The sequence below is a fragment of the Leifsonia sp. McL0607 genome, from assembly GCF_049993355.1.
GTDB lineage: Bacteria > Actinomycetota > Actinomycetes > Actinomycetales > Microbacteriaceae > Leifsonia.
This window is the reverse complement of the sequence record NZ_CP188253.1, coordinates 89018-103302: the sequence shown is the minus strand read 5'-3', so window position 1 is coordinate 103302 and position 14285 is coordinate 89018. Positions and strand designations below refer to the sequence as shown.

The following is a 14285-nucleotide window of genomic DNA, read 5'->3' as shown; positions in this document are numbered from 1 at the left end:
AGACTACTGTCGGGCTCCGACAGGTCCAGGGGGGCGCTCGGGGTATTCCCGGTTTCGTGCGCTCAGGCCGTTGCCGCGGGCCTCCGGATGACGCCTGCTCGCACGAGCAGGAGGTAGATCTGGCAGCCCAGGCAATAGCCGAAGACCGCGTTGAGGAACGCCGCCACGAAGGCCAGGGAGGCAGCGACCGGCACGGCGATCGTCACGCCGAACGCGAAGAGCAGGAGGCCGAGACCGGTGACGACCAGCCCGACGCCCTGTGCGAACGTGGGCGGCGCCGGGTCCTCCAGCTCGCTGGGCGGGGCCAGTCGCGGCCGTACGGCGACGCGGTAGAGCGCGCCGTACGGATGGCGCCGCACACCCGCGAAGGCGCCCCACGCGAAGAGCAGCGCGATGACGAAGAGCAGCACGGCCGCCGCCGTCGTCGAGCCGAGGAGGGCGAGGAAGATGTCCACCAGCAGGAGGACGGCTGTGATGCCGGCTCCGAAGCGGGGCGACCGGGGATCGATTCCGGCGCGCTCGCCGGTGGCGGTCGGCTGCGGGGTCGGCTGTGGCTGCTGGTCCGGGTTCACTGGCATGGTCACTCCGTGAGGATGCGGTCGAGGGCGCTGCGGACGTCTGCGGGGCGCGCGGCGCCGGAGATCCGGCCCCGGACGCGTCCGTGGCCGTCGATCAGCAGGGTGGTCGGGGTCTGCAGCACGTCGAACCGACGCGCGAGCTCCGGGCGCACGGTGAGATCGACGTCCAGGTGTTCGACTCCGTCGTGCTCCGCGGCGATCCCGTTCAGCACCCGCCCCGTCGCCGGGCACTGTGTGCAGAACGCGGTGGACAACTGCACGAGCGTCGCCCGCGACCCCAGTTCCGCAGCGCCGAGGTCGGCGGCCGAGACGTGGGCATCGCCGTCAGCGGCACGGAGCCGGCCGGTGCGCGCCTTCCACACCATCCCGAGCCCCGTCGCGAGCGCGACGAGTGCGAGCAAGGTGAGGAGCGCGGCCGGAGCGGTCATGGTGCGGGCGACCTTACGCGCCCAGCCGGCAGCGGCGCAGGCAATGTGTCCGAAGATGACGACGCCGTAGGCGGTGCAAGGGGAGGCGGTCGCCTCGTCCGACCCGATAGCCTTGATGCCATGGCCTCTCCCCAGAACCCTTTCGGCCAGGTGCTCGTCGCCCTGGTCACCCCCTTCACCGCCGACGGCGAAGTCGACTGGGCCGGCGTGGAGAAGCAAATCGACGACGTCATCGAAGCAGGAGCAGACGGCATCGTCGTCACCGGCACGACGGGGGAGACCTCCACCCTCACCGATCACGAGAAGCTGCGCCTGGTCGAGGTCGGCAAAGAGGTCGCGGGCGGCCGGGCCAAGATCATCACCGGTGGAGGCTCGAACGAGACCGCACACGCCATCCAGCTCTACAAGCAGAGCGAGAAGGCCGGCGCCGACGGCGTGATGATCGTCACGCCGTACTACAACAAGCCCACCCAGGCGGGCGTGCTGACGCACTTCCGCATGATCGCGGACTCCACCGACCTCCCGGTCATCCTCTACGACATCCCCGGTCGCACCGGCATCCCGATCAGGTACGAGACCATCCTGCGCATCGCCAAGCACCCCAACGTGCTCGCGATCAAAGACGCCAAGGGCGATTTCAGCGAGGTCAGCCGGGTGCTCAACCAGACCGACCTGATGTACTTCTCGGGCGACGACTCCAATGTGCTCCCACACCTGGCCATCGGCGCGACAGGCCTCATCGGCGTGACCGCCAACATCGCCGCGACGCCCTACCGCCAGATCGTCGACGCAGTGAACGCGGGCGACCTCGCCACCGCGACCGCCGCCCACCAGAAGCTCGAGCCGCTGGTTCGCGCCGTGATGACCCACGTGCCGGGCACGGTCGCTGCCAAGTACATCCTCCACGGCCTCGGCCGCATCTCGAGCCCGCGGGTCCGACTCCCGCTCGTCGGACCAGAGGAGTGGGAGGCCGCTCAGATCGAGGACGAGCTCGACCTCGTCCGCGACATCCCCGGCGTCGACTTCTCCAACTTCCGGCCCGATCGCAACGCCGCTGCCGGCGGTGCGCTTCCCAAGATCGCCGGGACCACACGCTAAGGCCGCACTGCGGCCGGATCCATCCCGGGCACGCGCCCGGACGCACGTCAACACCTGAAATTGGAGGGCAGATGCCCAACCTCGTCTCCGACCCACCGGTCCTCGAACCGGGAACGCTCCGGATCATCCCCACCGGCGGCCTCGGCGAGATCGGCCGCAACATGACCGTCTTCGAATTCGAAGGCAAGCTCCTGATCGTCGACTGCGGCGTGCTCTTCCCCGAGCAGGACCAGCCGGGCGTCGACCTGATCCTGCCCGACTTCGCCCCGGTCCGCGACCGCCTCGGCGACGTTCTCGGCGTCGTGCTGACGCACGGCCACGAAGACCACATCGGCGCGGTGCCCTACCTGCTCAAGCTGCGCCCGGACATCCCGCTGATCGGCTCAGGCCTAACGCTCGCGCTGGTGGAGGCCAAGCTCAAGGAGCACCGAATCCAGCCGTACACGCTCACGGTGAAGGAGGGGCGCACCGAGCGGCTCGGCCCGTTCGACCTGGAGTTCGTCGCGGTCAACCACTCCATCCCCGACGCGCTCGCCGTCGCCATCACGACGCCGGCCGGTGTCGTGCTGCACACCGGCGACTTCAAGATGGACCAGCTGCCGCTCGACGACCGGATCACCGATCTCCGCGCGTTCGCCCGGCTGGGCGAGAAGGGCGTCGACCTCTTCATGGCCGACTCCACCAACGCCGACGTGCCGGGGTTCACGCCGCTCGAGCGGTCCATCGGCCCGGTGCTCGACAATGTGATCGCGCGGGCGCCGCGCCGCGTGATCGTCGCCAGCTTCTCAAGCCACATCCACCGCGTGCAGCAGGTCCTCCACGCCGCGGCCGCCAACGGCCGTCGCGTCGCGCTGCTCGGCCGTTCGATGGTGCGCAACATGACCATCGCCGCCGAGCTCGGCTACCTCAAGGTGCCGGAGGGCGTGCTCATCGACTACAAGAAGGCCGCCGACCTGCCCGACGACGAGATCGTCTACATGTCGACGGGCTCGCAGGGCGAGCCGATGGCCGTGCTGGCTCGCATGGCGAACCTCGACCACCAGATCGAGATCGGCCACGGCGACACGGTGATCCTCGCCTCCAGCCTCATCCCGGGCAACGAGAACGCCGTCTACCGTGTGATCGACGGTCTCACCAAGCTCGGCGCCAACGTCGTCCACAAGGGCAACGCCAAAGTGCACGTCTCGGGTCACGCCGCGGCGGGTGAGCTGCTCTACTGCTACAACATCCTCAAGCCCAAGAACGCGATGCCGGTTCACGGGGAGTACCGTCACCTCGTCGCCAACGCACGGCTCGCGATGGACACCGGGGTGCCCGAGGAGAACACGATCGTCGCCGACGACGGCTCGGTCATCGATCTGCGCGACGGCGTCGCCCGCGTCGTGGGTCAGCTCGATCTGGGCTTCGTCTACGTCGACGGGTCGAGCGTCGGCGAGATCACCGATGCCGACCTCAAAGACCGCCGGATCCTCGGCGAGGAGGGCTTCATCTCCATCATCGTCGTCGTGGAGGCCACCAGCGGGCGGATCGTCACCGGTCCGGAGATCCACGCCCGCGGTTTCGCGGAAGACGACGCGGTGTTCGACGACGTCAAGCCCAAGATCGCCGCGGCCCTCACCGACGCCGCGCACAACGGGGTGCGAGACTCGCACGCACTCTCTCAGATCGTGCGACGCACGGTCGGCCGCTGGGTCAACACCAGTTACCGCCGTCGCCCGATGATCGTCCCGCTGGTCATCGAGGCGTGATTGAGGAGCGATCGCAGGCAGACGTCACCCGCCGGAAACATCCTGGCGAGTAGCGTGCAGCCATGAGCGCGTTCCGCATCCGACCGGCGAACGACGGCGACGCGCGCGTCCTCGCCGACATGCTGGTGGAGGCCGCGAACGGCAACTCGCCGCGGGTGCGCCCGCGCGTCACGGTGCTCGACGATCCGCACGTGATGCGCTACATCGCGGGCTGGAAGCGTCCGGGAGACTTCGGCTGCGTGGCGGTGGACACGCACGGGTCGGCGGTCGGAGCCTGCTGGGCGCGCCTGTTCCCCGCGAACGTGCCCGGGAGCGGGTTCGTCGGGGTCGGCGTTCCCGAGCTCACACTCGGCGTGAACCCGCAGTGGCGGGCCCGAGGCGTCGGGCGGGCTCTGCTGAAGGAGATCGGCCGGGCGGCTGCGGCCTCCGGTGCCGCGCGCCTGAGCCTCAGCGTCGAGCGCAGCAACTTCGCCCAGCGCCTGTACGTGAGCGAGGGCTACGTGACGGTCGAGTCGCGGCTGACCGCGGACACGATGGTCCGCGCCGTGCGCTGAGCGACTCCCTCACAGCGGCGGCCCGGGGCGCGATTTTCCCCGATCCAGGCGCGTGTGACGGCCCGTGCCGGAGGAGAGAAGTACCGTTGGGCCTATGGCTACGAGCACCAAGTCGACATCGCGGTCCCGGAACTCCGGGCGCGACGGATCGACCCCGCGCAAGCCGGCTGCCAAGACCGCTGCCCAGAAGACGGTCGCCTACCCGGCGGCGGACGCACCGAGCCCTCTGGTGCGCGCCTGGATGGGGCTGGCGCACCTCACGGGCGGCCTCTTCCGGGCGCTCGGACCCGAGAAGCTCGCCAAAGAGGAGCGTCGCGACGGCTTCCCGTTCTTCCTCGTGCTGCTGGCGATCGCCGGTGCTGTGGTCGAGTGGTTCCTGATCAACGACCAGATCGCCCGCACTCTCGACGCCTACACCTTCGGCATGCTCTTCGGCCGTGTCTCCTTCGCACTCCCGGTGGTCATGGTGGTCTTCGCCGCCTGGCTGTTCCGCCATCCCTCGTCGGTCCACGACAACACGCGCATCGGGATCGGCCTGGGGCTCCTGCTCCTGATGGTCTCCGGCCTCTGCCACCTGTTCAGCCAGCGCCCGTCGCCGAGCGACGGCATGGCCTCCCTCGCCCAGGCGGGCGGTGTGCTCGGGTGGCTGATCGCAGCCCCCTTGTCCTGGCTGATCACGCCCGTCGGCGCCGGTGCGGTGATCATCCTGCTGCTCATCCTCAGCCTTTTCATCATCACCAAGACGCCGCCCAACAAGCTGCCGTCGCGTATCCGCGAGCTCTACTCCTACCTGTTCGGTGCGCAGCTGGCGACCGACGAAGAGCGGCAAGAGGCCAAGGAGGCCGCCAAAGAGGCGAAGACCAAGCAGGTCGAGCTCGACGGCATCGACGACCAAGACGACACGCACGAGACGAACCTGCCCTGGTGGCGACGCAACAAGTCGCAGCGCGAGGAGGACCCCGACTACGAGGCGCCCGCCGACCTCACCGAGGTCTTCGGCACTCCGACCCGTGGCAAGGGCGAGTTCGCGACCGCGCTCGAGCCCGACCCCGCGAGCGACCACTACAACACCGAGGTCCTGGGTGAGCTCGCGAACGCCGAGACCGCTCTGCAAGCCTTTACCGGCGAGGCGCCCCCGACCGCCCTGGCGGCCGTCCCGACCGCTCCCGCCGTCGCGACCGCTCCCGCCGTCGCGACCGCTCCCGCCGTCCTGCCGGGATTCCTAGCAGGAGCGGACGACTTCGACGAGACCGTGTCGGCCGACGACCCCCCGCAGCCGACGGCGCCCTACAACCTCCCGTCGGCCTCGATGCTCTCCGCAGGCACCCCGGCCAAGGTCCGCTCCAGCGCCAATGAGGAGATCGTCGCCGCCATCACCGAGGTGCTGACGCAGTTCGGCGTCGACGCCAAGGTGACCGGCTACTCGCGCGGACCCACGGTGACGCAGTACGAGATCGAGCTCGGCCCCGGCGTCAAGGTGGAGCGCGTCACCGCGCTGAGCAAGAACCTCTCGTACGCGGTGGCGAGCAACGAGGTTCGCATCCTCTCGCCCATCCCGGGCAAGAGCGCGATCGGTGTCGAGATCCCTAACAGCGACCGCGAGATCGTCTCCCTTGGCGATATCCTCCGGTCGCCGGCTTCGGCCAAGAGCACCCACCCGATGACCATCGGCGTCGGCAAGGATGTCGGCGGCGGCTTCGTCGTCGCCAACCTGGCCAAGATGCCCCACCTCCTGGTGGCGGGTTCGACCGGCTCGGGCAAGTCCAGCTTCGTCAACTCGATGATCACCAGCCTGCTGATGCGCGCGAAGCCCTCCGAGGTGCGCATGGTCCTGATCGACCCGAAGCGCGTCGAACTCACGATCTACGGCGGTGTCCCGCACCTCATCACGCCCATCATCACGAACCCCAAGAAGGCCGCGGAGGCCCTCCAGTGGGTCGTCAAAGAGATGGACATGCGCTACGACGACCTCGCGAGCTTCGGCTTCCGTCACATCGACGACTTCAACAAGGCCGTCGTGAACAACGAGATCGTGCTTCCGGAGGGCAGCGAGCGCAAGCTGAAGCCGTACCCGTACCTGCTGGTCGTGGTCGACGAGCTGGCCGACCTCATGATGGTCGCCCCGCGCGACGTCGAGGACTCGATCGTGCGCATCACGCAGCTGGCCCGTGCCTCCGGGATCCACCTGGTGCTGGCAACGCAGCGTCCGTCTGTCGACGTGGTCACGGGTCTCATCAAGGCGAACGTGCCGTCCCGACTCGCGTTCGCCGTCACGAGCGTCACCGACTCCCGCGTGATCCTCGACCAGCCGGGCGCCGACAAGCTGATCGGCCAGGGCGACGGGCTGTTCCTGCCGATGGGCGCCTCCAAGGCGCTGCGCGTGCAGGGTGCCTGGGTCAACGAAGACGAGATCCAGAAGGTCGTCGATCACGTGACGCGGCAGGCGCGGCCGGATTACCGGCAGGACGTCACCGTAGGCGCCGAGAAGAAGCAGATCGATGCCGACATCGGCGACGACCTCGAACTGCTGCTCGCCGCGGCCGAGCTCGTCGTGTCGTCGCAGTTCGGGTCGACGTCGATGCTCCAGCGCAAGCTTCGCGTCGGCTTCGCCAAGGCGGGCCGGTTGATGGACCTGCTGGAGTCGCGCGAGATCGTCGGCCCGTCCGAGGGCTCCAAGGCGCGCGACGTGCTCGTCACGGCCGAGCAGCTGGCGCAGGTGCTCGCCCGGCTGCGCGGGGAGGAGCCGCCGGCGCGGCCCGCTGCGGCAGCGCAGCCGGTCACAGCGAGCGCCGACGACGAGGGCGATCGCTACGGAGCCGACCCTGTCGCAGAGATGACCGAGGGCTATGCTGAGGTGGACGGCGACTCGGACGAGGACGCCTGGCAGCTGACCGGCAGGGAGTGACCGCGATGTCGGTACACGACGCGCCGCCGCCGCCCGCCGCGGCGGGCGGCAGCGCGAATCGCGCGAGCAACTGGAATGTGCCCAACCTCATCACCGTGGTGCGGATCGTCCTGGCGCCGGTGTTCATCTGGATGCTGCTCGCGGACGCCGGCGCCGACGGCCCCCTGCGCTGGACGGCCGCCGTGCTGTTCGTCCTCGCCATCGCGACGGACGGCGTGGACGGCGCGATCGCCCGCCGCAACAACCTGGTCACCGATCTCGGCAAGCTGCTCGACCCGATCGCCGACAAGGTCCTGACCGGGGGCGCCCTGGTGTCGCTGTCGATCCTGGGCGAGCTGCCCTGGTGGGTCACCATCGTCATCCTGGTGCGCGAGATCGGGATCACCATCTACCGCTTCGTCGTCATCCGGCAGGGTGTGATCGCCGCGTCGCGCGGTGGCAAGCTCAAGACGATCGTCCAGTCCGTGGCGATCTCGTTCGCGCTGTTCCCGCTGTGGACGATCGTGGGCGATTGGATCTTCTGGGTGAACGGCATCCTGATGACCGCCGCTGTCGTGCTCACCGTGGTGACCGGATTCGACTACCTCTGGCAGGCGTACCGCGGCAGGAGGTTCAAGCGTGCCGGGGCCTGACGACGTCGCGGCGGCAGACCGCACCTTCCGGGTCGTCCGAGCGCTGGCCGAACGCGGCCTGACGCTCGCCACCGCCGAGTCGCTCACCGGAGGCGGGCTCACAGCCGAGCTCACGCGGGTGCCCGGGGCCTCCGCCGTCGTGCTCGGCGGCGTCATCGTCTACGCGACCGAGCTCAAGCACTCCCTGCTCGGGGTGGAGGCCGACCTCCTCGAACGCGAGGGACCCGTGCACCCGGAGGTCGCCCGCCAGTTGGCCGCGGGCGCACGCACGCGTCTGGCGGTCGCCGGTCGCGCTGCGGACCTCGGCGTCTCGACGACGGGAGTCGCCGGGCCGGACCCGCAGAGCGGGCGTGCGGTCGGGACGGTCTACGTCGGGATCGCGTCGGCCGCGGGAGCACGCGCGATCGAGCTCACCCTCTCCGGCGACCGGCAGTCGATCCGCGCCCAGACGGTCGCGCAGGCCGTGCGCGAGCTCGCCGTGGAGCTCGGGATCGCCGTCCGCTGACGCGCTCGGGGAGCCGCTGACAGCCATCCGCGGCCGGGGGAATAGCCCGGGTTGCAGTCTCGTTACAGGTGATTGCATTCACAACAAAAGCCCAGTCGTCGTGGATATCGTGACTGACATGGGTGCGGTACAGTTGGCATCCATTCATTACGTCGGCAGGGTAGAAGAAGGAGGCTCCGAAATGATTCTTGTACGTCAGGAAATCGGCGACGTGCTCAGGGACTTCCGCCTCCAGAAGGGCCGCACACTGCGCCAGGTCGCGAGCAAGGCGAGTGTCGCCCTCGGTTATCTGAGCGAGGTCGAGCGCGGCCAGAAAGAGGCCTCGAGCGAGATTCTCGCGTCGGTGGCCGACGCTCTCGAGACGCCGGTCTCGGTGATCATGCGCGAGGTCGGCGACCGCATTGCGGTCCTCGAGGGGCTCGAGCCCGTCATCCCCGACACCATCCCGGACGACTTCGTGTCCGCGCTCGACGCGAACCTCGTCGCCCGCTGAACGACCAACGACAGCCCGAGGACGCCCCGCACGATGCGGGGCGTCACTCGTTTAAGGTGAATCCATGAAGCTCAGCGAGTTCCAGCGCGCCGTCGTCGACGAGTTCGGCTCCGGCTACGGAGAGGCGCTGCTGACCGACCTCGTGCTCCCCGAACTGGGCGGCCGCACAGCGCAGGAGGCGCTCCGCGTCGGTATCCTTCCGCGAGAGGTGTGGATCGCACTGTGCCGGGAGGCGGGCGTCCCGCAGTCGCACTGGTACGGCGCGGGGAAGCCAGCGCCGAAACGGTGACCTCGCTCGCAAGCTCGCCCTGGAGCTCCACCGCGAGCTCCACGCTGCCCTGAGCTCCACCGAGGCGACACGCCGGTTCGAATCGCTCGAAGATATGTTCGGATCTGAGTAAACTCCTTCACAGCGGCAATCGAAAACGAGTTGTCCACGAATCAGACGGCCGACGCCCGGAGTGTCGGCGGTCGACCATAGAGTCGAACTCGTCAGCGAAGCCCACGAAGGAGAACCGCAATGCCATCACCCGCAGACCGCGAGAAGGCTCTCGAAACCGCACTCGCCCAGATCGATCGTCAGTTCGGCAAGGGCTCGGTCATGCGACTGGGCAGCGACGAACGCGCCCCCGTCGAGGTCGTCCCCACCGGGTCGATCGCGCTCGATGTCGCGCTGGGCATCGGCGGGCTCCCGCGTGGTCGCATCGTCGAGATCTATGGTCCGGAGTCCTCCGGTAAGACCACGCTGACTCTCCACGCCATCGCGAACGCCCAGCGGGCCGGCGGCATCGCGGCGTTCATCGACGCCGAGCACGCGCTCGACCCGGAGTACGCCCGCAAGCTCGGCGTCGACATCGACGCGCTCCTCGTGTCGCAGCCCGACACCGGTGAGCAGGCGCTCGAGATCGCCGACATGCTGGTCCGCTCCGGCTCGATCGACCTGATCGTGATCGACTCCGTCGCCGCACTCGTGCCGCGCGCCGAGATCGAGGGCGAGATGGGCGACGCGCACGTCGGCCTCCAGGCCCGCCTCATGTCGCAGGCCCTCCGCAAGCTGACCGGTGCGCTGAGTTCCACGAACACGACGATGATCTTCATCAATCAGCTGCGCGAGAAGGTCGGTGTGTTCTTCGGCAGCCCCGAGACGACGGCCGGTGGTAAGGCGCTCAAGTTCTACGCGTCAGTCCGCCTCGACATCCGTCGTATCGAGACCCTGAAAGACGGCACCGACGCGGTCGGAAACCGCACCCGGGTCAAGGTCGTCAAGAACAAGATGGCGCCGCCCTTCAAGCAGGCCGAGTTCGACATCCTCTACGGTGTCGGCATCTCCCGCGAGGGCAGCCTCCTCGACTTCGGCGTGGAGCACGGCCTCGTGAAGAAGTCGGGCGCCTGGTACACGTACGCGGGCGACCAGCTCGGGCAGGGCAAAGAGAACTCGCGCAACTTCCTCATCGCGAACCCCGACATCGCAGCGGAGATCGAGAACAAGATCCTGATCAAGCTGGGCGTCATCGCCGACCCGAACGCAGAGGCAGCCCCCGCCGCGACGGTCGATTCTCTGGAAGAGAAGCTGCAGGCCCGCAAGGGGGCGTGAGCCCGTCATCGTCGCTGAACATCCGACACTGTCGAGGAGGCTGACACCATGGTCGTGAGGTTTCCCTCCGAACCGCACCCGGGTGGTGACTCGGGCGCGGGCGAGCAAGGCGCGGGCGAGCAAGGCGCGGGCGAGCAAGGCGCGGGCGAGCAAGGCACGGGCGAGCAAGGCACGGGCGAGCAGGGCGCGAGCGAGCCTCAGCCGAGTGAGCGCCTCGCTCCGGTTACGCCACTGCGCCGTGCAGTGGTGTCGCCGGAGCGCCGGAAGGCGTCGCCGACGGGGGCCGCTCGACCTCTCGTCGAGTTGCCGGGAGCGTCTTCGCGTGACGAGGGCGCGGCTGTTCCCGCCGCATCCTCGGACGGGGAGTCAACGGAGCGGTGGAACAACACCTGGGCCACTGATCCGGGCCGTGCGTCAGAGGTCGTGGCCGACGTCGAAGACGAAGAGACCGAGCGGTTCGCCCGCAAGACGACGGCGCTCACCGTTCGGCAGCTCGCCCGGCGCGGCATGTCGCGCTGGGAGCTCGAGCAGTTGCTGACCAAGCGCGAGATCGCTCCTGAGGTGTTCGCGCCCGAGCTCGACCAGCTTGAGGCGATGGGCGTGATCGATGACGCGTCGCTCGCGGCGACCCTGGCCTTCGCGCAGCACAGTCGCAAGGGTCTCGGGCGCTCCGCGATCGAACTCGACTTGAGGCGACGCCACATCGCGCCGGAGTTGATCGAGGGTGCACTCGCCGACATCGCTGACGAAGACGAGCTGGAACGCGCCACAGAGCTGGCCGTCAAGCGGATCGGGCAGCTGTCCTCCTACGACGACGAGACGGCGCGCAGGCGGCTCCATGGATTTCTGGCCCGCAAGGGGTACGGTTCCTCGGTCATGCGCCAGGCGATGGAGGCGGCGTTCGCGACGCGTGAGCGGCGCGGCGGGGTCCGGTTCCAATAGATGCGGTCGCAGCTGGTGCGCGTCGAGCAGCGCGGGTCCGGGCGCCGGCCGTTCGATTCCGGTTGCGGTCGAACGTAGAATCGTACGCATTATGAGCACCGTCGAGCACCCCCGAACCTTCTCGCCGTCCCCGGCCGCGTTGACCGAAGAGGGCCACGCCCGCACGTACGAGGTGCGCACCTACGGCTGCCAGATGAACGTTCACGATTCCGAGCGTCTCAGCGGCTCCCTCGAGGCGGCGGGCTACATCCCCGCCGACGGCGCGGAGGCGGACGTCGTCGTCATCAACACCTGCGCAGTGCGCGAGAACGCCGACAACAAGCTCTACGGCAACCTCGGGCATCTCGCCAGCGTCAAGCGCCGGCACGCAGGCATGCAGATCGCCGTCGGCGGCTGTCTCGCACAGAAGGACAAGAACGTCATTCTCGAGAAGGCGCCCTGGGTCGACGTGGTGTTCGGCACGCACAACATGGGGTCGCTTCCCGGTCTGCTCGAGCGCGCGCGCCACAACGACGCCGCGGAGATCGAGATCCTCGAGGCGCTCGAGACGTTCCCCTCGACGCTTCCCACCAAGCGAGACTCGTCGTACTCCGGTTGGGTCTCCATCTCGGTGGGCTGCAACAACACCTGCACCTTCTGCATCGTCCCGTCGCTACGCGGCAAAGAGAAAGACCGCCGCCCCGGCGACATACTGGCCGAGATCGGCGCCCTGGTCGACGACGGCGCGATCGAGGTGACGTTGCTCGGTCAGAACGTCAACTCATACGGCGTCGAGTTCGGCGACCGTCAGGCCTTCAGCAAGCTGCTGCGCGCGGCCGGCGAGATCGAGGGGCTGGAGCGCATCCGGTTCACGAGCCCGCACCCCGCGGCGTTCACCGACGACGTCATCGACGCGATGGCCGAGACGCCGAACGTCATGCCCCAGCTGCACATGCCGTTGCAGTCCGGCTCCGACCGGATTCTGCGCTCGATGCGCCGGTCCTACCGCTCCGAGAAGTTCCTCGGGATCCTCGACCGCGTCCGCGCCAAGCTGCCGGACGCCGCGATCAGCACGGACATCATCGTGGGCTTCCCCGGCGAGACCGAGGAGGACTTCCAGGAGACCATGCGGGTCGTCGAGCAGGCACGGTTCGCGTCGGCGTTCACGTTCCAGTACTCGATCCGCCCCGGCACCCCCGCAGCCACGATGGCTGATCAGGTGCCCAAGGAGGTCGTCCAAGAGCGCTACGACCGCCTGATCGCCCTGCAGGAGCGCATCTCGCTCGAAGAGAACGAGCGGCTCGTCGGACGGGAGGTCGAGCTCCTCGTCGCCAACGGCGAGGGTCGCAAGGACGCCGACACGCACCGCCTGAGCGGACGCGCCCCCGACAGCCGACTCGTCCACTTCGACCTGCCGGCCGCCTCGGAGAGCCCGCGCCCAGGCGACGTCGTCACGGTTCGGGTCACGCAGGCCGCGCCGCATTATCTGATCGCCGACAGCGCCGACGGCGCACCCCTGTCGATCCGCCGGACACGTGCCGGCGACGCGTGGGACCGCGCGCAAGCGGAGTCGTGCGCGGTACCCGTCCACGGCGGGTCGTCGGCCTCGGGTGCCGGGCCCGTCTCCTTGGGCCTGCCGACTCTTCGCGCGCGCGAGCCGCTCACATCGCCGGGCGTCGGCACCATGCCGATCTACGACCCGTCGGACGGCCAGCGCTGAGCGCCGACGCGCCTCGGACGGCGGTTGGCGCTGAACCGGCAGTCGCGTTCGGTGTCGGTGTCGGTGTCGAGGGAGGATCCGCGATCGCAGCCGTCGTCGATCCGGCTGCGGGGTCGGCCGCGTGCCAGGCGTCGACGTCCGCGTCGGTCACCGAGTCGGTCACCGCGCCCATCGCCTCCCCCGAGGCCGCGGCTCCCGCCATCGTCGCGATCGTCGGCGCCACCGGCACGGGCAAGACCGAGTTGTCACTGTCGCTCGCGGAAGCGCTTCGTGAGCGCGGTCGCGCGGCCGAGGTGGTCAACGCCGACGCCATGCAGCTATACCGCGGAATGGACATCGGCACCGCGAAGCTGCCGCCCTCGGACTGGCGGGGGGTGCCGCACCACCTCTTCGACGTCCTCGACGTGACCGACGAGGCCACCGTCGCCCGCTACCAGCCGGAGGCGCGGCGGACCATCGGCGACATTCTGTCCCGGGGAGCCACTCCCATCCTGGTGGGCGGGTCCGGGCTGTACGTGTCGAGCGTGCTCTTCGACTTCCGGTTCCCGGTCACCGATCCTGAGCTTCGGGCGCGCCTCGAGGCGGAGCTCGCGGCGCACGGTCCCGGCATGCTCTTCCGGCGCCTGGCCGCGCTCGACCCGGGGGCGGCGCAGCGCATCGGATCGGCGAACGGACGGCGCATCGTGCGCGCGCTCGAGGTCGCCGAGCTCACCGGCGTGCCCGTGAGCGGCTCGCTGCCCGAGACCCCGCAGCTCTGGCGGCGGGCGGTCCTCCTCGGCCTCGCCGCGCCTCGCGACGAGCTGGTGCGAAGGCTGGACGAGCGGGTCGAGCGGATGTGGCGAGCCGGGCTCACCGACGAGGTGCGGAGGCTGATCCCGCTCGGACTCGAAGAAGGCGTGACGGCGCGCCGCGCGATCGGCTACGCGCAGGCCCTCGCCGAGGTGAAGGGCGAGATGAATCGGGCAGAGGCGATCGCGGCCACGCAGCAGCTCACGCGCCGGTACGCCAGGCGGCAGGTGAGCTGGTTCAAGCGTTACGACGACCTCTACTGGCTCGACTACGACGATCCGCAGCTCATCGGCTCAGCACTGGATATGCTGACTCGGTAG

General features: G+C 69.1%; 14 protein-coding genes. 12 read left to right on the top strand and 2 right to left on the bottom strand.

What is annotated here, in order from left to right; genetic code table 11:
* Positions 1-62: 62 nt before the first annotated feature.
* On the bottom strand, positions 63-578 hold the full coding sequence (locus tag ACPPVW_RS00465) for a DUF4395 domain-containing protein (RefSeq protein WP_426626348.1): 516 nt from the start codon (positions 576-578) through the stop codon (positions 63-65).
* Between the two features lie 2 nt (positions 579-580).
* Positions 581-1006, bottom strand: a complete 426-nt coding sequence (locus ACPPVW_RS00460; protein ID WP_426624610.1) for a TlpA family protein disulfide reductase — start codon at positions 1004-1006, stop codon at positions 581-583.
* 120 nt (positions 1007-1126) lie between these two features.
* Between ACPPVW_RS00460 and dapA the strand changes: the two genes are divergently transcribed.
* From dapA to miaA, 12 genes are all read left to right on the top strand, one after another.
* On the top strand, positions 1127-2104 hold the full coding sequence (gene dapA / locus ACPPVW_RS00455) for a 4-hydroxy-tetrahydrodipicolinate synthase (protein WP_426624609.1): 978 nt from the start codon (positions 1127-1129) through the stop codon (positions 2102-2104).
* Between the two features lie 71 nt (positions 2105-2175).
* Positions 2176-3852, top strand: a complete 1677-nt coding sequence (locus ACPPVW_RS00450) for a ribonuclease J (protein WP_426624608.1) — start codon at positions 2176-2178, stop codon at positions 3850-3852.
* Positions 3853-3914: 62 nt separating this feature from the next.
* On the top strand, positions 3915-4406 hold the full coding sequence (locus tag ACPPVW_RS00445; RefSeq protein WP_426624607.1) for an N-acetyltransferase family protein: 492 nt from the start codon (positions 3915-3917) through the stop codon (positions 4404-4406).
* 94 nt (positions 4407-4500) lie between these two features.
* Positions 4501-7311: a DNA translocase FtsK 4TM domain-containing protein gene (locus ACPPVW_RS00440; RefSeq protein WP_426624606.1), complete on the top strand. Its 2811-nt coding sequence runs from the start codon at positions 4501-4503 to the stop codon at positions 7309-7311.
* Positions 7312-7316: 5 nt separating this feature from the next.
* On the top strand, positions 7317-7943 hold the full coding sequence (gene pgsA / locus ACPPVW_RS00435; RefSeq protein ID WP_426624605.1) for a CDP-diacylglycerol--glycerol-3-phosphate 3-phosphatidyltransferase: 627 nt from the start codon (positions 7317-7319) through the stop codon (positions 7941-7943).
* Positions 7930-8448, top strand: coding sequence for a CinA family protein (locus ACPPVW_RS00430; protein ID WP_426624604.1), 519 nt, complete (start codon positions 7930-7932; stop codon positions 8446-8448). Before pgsA ends, ACPPVW_RS00430 begins: the two co-directional genes overlap by 14 nt.
* A 181-nt stretch (positions 8449-8629) precedes the next feature.
* The gene (locus ACPPVW_RS00425; protein ID WP_055915450.1) at positions 8630-8941 is read left to right on the top strand and encodes a helix-turn-helix domain-containing protein; all 312 of its coding nucleotides are present in this window, start codon (positions 8630-8632) and stop codon (positions 8939-8941) included.
* A gap of 64 nt (positions 8942-9005) precedes the next feature.
* Positions 9006-9230: a DUF3046 domain-containing protein gene (locus tag ACPPVW_RS00420; protein WP_426624603.1), complete on the top strand. Its 225-nt coding sequence runs from the start codon at positions 9006-9008 to the stop codon at positions 9228-9230.
* Between the two features lie 231 nt (positions 9231-9461).
* Entirely contained in the window at positions 9462-10535 is a 1074-nt protein-coding gene (recA, locus tag ACPPVW_RS00415; RefSeq protein ID WP_426624602.1) for a recombinase RecA, read from the top strand.
* A gap of 48 nt (positions 10536-10583) precedes the next feature.
* Complete coding sequence (locus ACPPVW_RS00410; RefSeq protein ID WP_426624601.1) at positions 10584-11477, top strand: RecX family transcriptional regulator; 894 nt, start codon at positions 10584-10586, stop codon at positions 11475-11477.
* Positions 11478-11568: 91 nt separating this feature from the next.
* Positions 11569-13176, top strand: coding sequence for a tRNA (N6-isopentenyl adenosine(37)-C2)-methylthiotransferase MiaB (gene miaB, locus ACPPVW_RS00405; protein WP_426624600.1), 1608 nt, complete (start codon positions 11569-11571; stop codon positions 13174-13176).
* Between the two features lie 170 nt (positions 13177-13346).
* A complete protein-coding gene (gene miaA / locus ACPPVW_RS00400) occupies positions 13347-14285 on the top strand; it encodes a tRNA (adenosine(37)-N6)-dimethylallyltransferase MiaA (RefSeq protein WP_426626347.1) in 939 nt (312 codons plus the stop codon).

Bases quoted from the DNA above. Each gene is read 5' to 3' on its own strand.
- dapA (WP_426624609.1), top strand. From the start codon at position 1,127: ATGGCCTCTCCCCAGAACCCTTTCGGCCAGGTGCTCGTCGCCCTGGTC.
- pgsA (WP_426624605.1), top strand. From the start codon at position 7,317: ATGTCGGTACACGACGCGCCGCCGCCGCCCGCCGCGGCGGGCGGCAGC.
- ACPPVW_RS00425 (WP_055915450.1), top strand. From the start codon at position 8,630: ATGATTCTTGTACGTCAGGAAATCGGCGACGTGCTCAGGGACTTCCGC.
- ACPPVW_RS00440 (WP_426624606.1), top strand. From the start codon at position 4,501: ATGGCTACGAGCACCAAGTCGACATCGCGGTCCCGGAACTCCGGGCGC.
- ACPPVW_RS00460 (WP_426624610.1), bottom strand. From the start codon at position 1,006: ATGACCGCTCCGGCCGCGCTCCTCACCTTGCTCGCACTCGTCGCGCTC.
- ACPPVW_RS00450 (WP_426624608.1), top strand. From the start codon at position 2,176: ATGCCCAACCTCGTCTCCGACCCACCGGTCCTCGAACCGGGAACGCTC.
- ACPPVW_RS00465 (WP_426626348.1), bottom strand. From the start codon at position 578: ATGCCAGTGAACCCGGACCAGCAGCCACAGCCGACCCCGCAGCCGACC.
- miaB (WP_426624600.1), top strand. From the start codon at position 11,569: ATGAGCACCGTCGAGCACCCCCGAACCTTCTCGCCGTCCCCGGCCGCG.
- ACPPVW_RS00445 (WP_426624607.1), top strand. From the start codon at position 3,915: ATGAGCGCGTTCCGCATCCGACCGGCGAACGACGGCGACGCGCGCGTC.
- recA (WP_426624602.1), top strand. From the start codon at position 9,462: ATGCCATCACCCGCAGACCGCGAGAAGGCTCTCGAAACCGCACTCGCC.
- ACPPVW_RS00410 (WP_426624601.1), top strand. From the start codon at position 10,584: ATGGTCGTGAGGTTTCCCTCCGAACCGCACCCGGGTGGTGACTCGGGC.
- ACPPVW_RS00420 (WP_426624603.1), top strand. From the start codon at position 9,006: ATGAAGCTCAGCGAGTTCCAGCGCGCCGTCGTCGACGAGTTCGGCTCC.